Annotated in this window: 2 protein-coding genes; both read left to right on the top strand. The window is 59.2% G+C overall.

The features are described 5' to 3' along the window. The first annotated feature begins 847 nt into the window (after positions 1-847). Positions 848-1,189, top strand: coding sequence for a hypothetical protein (locus WCB02_RS33315; protein ID WP_423965110.1), 342 nt, complete (start codon positions 848-850; stop codon positions 1,187-1,189). 334 nt (positions 1,190-1,523) lie between these two features. Then, positions 1,524-2,069, top strand: a complete 546-nt coding sequence (locus WCB02_RS33310) for a cupin domain-containing protein (RefSeq protein WP_423965109.1) — start codon at positions 1,524-1,526, stop codon at positions 2,067-2,069. Positions 2,070-2,237 lie beyond the last annotated feature (168 nt).

The raw sequence follows: 2,237 nt of genomic DNA, 5'->3' as shown, positions 1-2,237 counted from the left end.
CACCCCCCACCCCCGGGCCCTCAGAGCGAGCTTCGCTCGTCTCGCCCCCGCTGCTACGCGGGGGGAGGGGAGAAGTGGCCGCGCCATATGACAGCTTTCAAGGAATCGCTCGTCTAGTACAGCGATTTCGAGATTCTAATCATATCAGTTTCCTCCGAACCTCATCCTGTGAGGAGCATCGCGCAAGCGATGCGTCTCGATGGAAGCGGGAGTACGTGATCGATTTCGTGGAATCGCTCGTCTAGTTGTGGTGGCGCGGGTAGTAAACAGGCGATGGACAATCACACACCGATATTTCCAGAACTAGCCGGATGGCATTTCACACTGACAGAAACATCATTTGGTGTTTACAGGGCTGAGGGCTTCCACAGTGACGGTCGTTCTGTCAGCCGTACGGGCCACGATTTGCACGCTCTCATCAGGGAAACAGCGGAAGATGCGCGAAATCTTCCTGATAGGCGAAACAACTTGTAAGGCGGCAGCATTGGGTTGCCTCTTTTCGCGCCTATGATGTCGGCTTACGGCACGAAGCGCAGGTGGCAGACCGCGACGGGTAATTCCGGAGAGCTGGGGGAACGCCGGCTGTGCCATTCGCCTGTCGGGCACAGCGCCCTTGACCCTGAACGGACATCAGGCTCGCCGCGATGTTGGCTAGCAGGGAGCGGCCGCCAATGCCCGATTGTATCGCGCGTAGAGAGCGGATCGGAGTAGCTTTCGAATTCACTCGCCATGCTACCATGGGGATCGAGCGCCTTGTCGTTCGTGACGATATAAAGACAACGAAGGCAGCGGGCGGATGTAACGAGCGCCGAATCGGGTCTGGCCTGACGCGATCCGGGGAGCATGGATGTATAAAATCGCCGGTTCAGTCGTCGGATTGTCGATGTTGCCGGCCATTGCCCTGGCACAGCAGCCGACCGAGTTGAATATCGGGTGGCTCAGTTATTCAGCCGGTGCTATCAGTCAGGATTTGAGCATACGAAACAACGGCTTGCGTACAATAAAAACCGCTAGAATAAGATGCCGCTTCTCTCATGCCTTCATGCATTATTCCAAGCACCTCGGAGCTGGCGCCGTCGAAATCAAGAACATCGCCTCAAACGGCATCGGCTACAAGACAATGACAATCGCGAGCAAAATCTCACCCACTAGCGCGACCTGTCATATCGTCTCCGTAACGCGCCCTTAGTTCAGTCTTGAGTGCACGGATCAATCACGCAATCGAGCGGTCGCAATTCCTGCGCTGGCCCGCGAGACGCGAATTGCCCTTCATATAACGATCATCGCATGTAGATCATTGCAGGACACCATGAGACGGGCGCTCGTCATTTCCGTTTTGGCACGAAGCGTCCGTGCCGGAACGCATGGGATATGTCGGGAGCTGGAGGTCAACCGGCGGTGCCATCAACCGGCCGGCCACAGCCGCCCGTGACCCGAACCGGACGCCGGCCTCGAACGGCATCGCCGGTCATGATAGGGTGCCTCTCCCAGTATTCTCAAAACCATCGACACGGAGGTCCGAGATGACCGACACTCCTTCCGCAGATTCTCCGTCTGCTTCCTCGATTCCCGCCGACGATCCCGGCCGCGTCCTGACGGTCGCCGATCCCGACGGCGCCGACGTGCCGCATGTCTCGGTGGCCGGCGGAACGTACACTGTCCTGGTGTCTGGTGCGCAGACGGCGGGCCGCTACTGCCTGGTCGACATGCTCGTGCCCGCCGGCGGCGGACCCCCGCCGCACCGCCACGACTTCGAGGAAATGTTTTCGCTTCTCGAAGGCGAACTCGAGTTCACTTTTCGCGGAAAGTCGCACACCGTACGCGCGGGATCGACCGTCAACGTTCCGGCCGACGCCCCGCACGCCTTCAGGAACGTGTCCGGCAACGCGGCTCGCATGCTCTGCATGTGTACGCCGGCAGGACAGGATGAATTCTTTCTGGCGGTCGGATTCCCCGTCGAAGGCCGCACATCGCCACCGCCGAAGCCGACCCCGGAAGAGATGGCCGAGAAGGGAAAACTGATCGCGGCCCTGTTGCCGAAATATCGCACCGAGATGGTCAAGATGTGAGGCGAACCCGCCTGACTGAGAGCCAAGAATGGACGACGGCCATCGCATGGTCGAGGCGGACGTTCCTTTTCGCCGGTGATCGTTTGTGGCACGAAACGGACCAGCCGGGTCGGTGCGTCGATGTTCGTTGATAACGATAGACCGGAAGTGCCACGCCAAAGGTCAAAA

Source organism: Bradyrhizobium sp., assembly GCF_049581145.1.
Lineage (GTDB): Bacteria > Pseudomonadota > Alphaproteobacteria > Rhizobiales > Xanthobacteraceae > Bradyrhizobium.
The sequence above is the reverse complement of the archived record's forward strand: the minus strand, read 5'-3'. Positions and strand labels throughout refer to the sequence as shown.

Excerpts from the sequence above, each read along its gene's own strand:
- WCB02_RS33315 (WP_423965110.1), top strand. The coding sequence starts at position 848 with ATGTATAAAATCGCCGGTTCAGTCGTCGGATTGTCGATGTTGCCGGCC.
- WCB02_RS33310 (WP_423965109.1), top strand. The coding sequence starts at position 1,524 with ATGACCGACACTCCTTCCGCAGATTCTCCGTCTGCTTCCTCGATTCCC.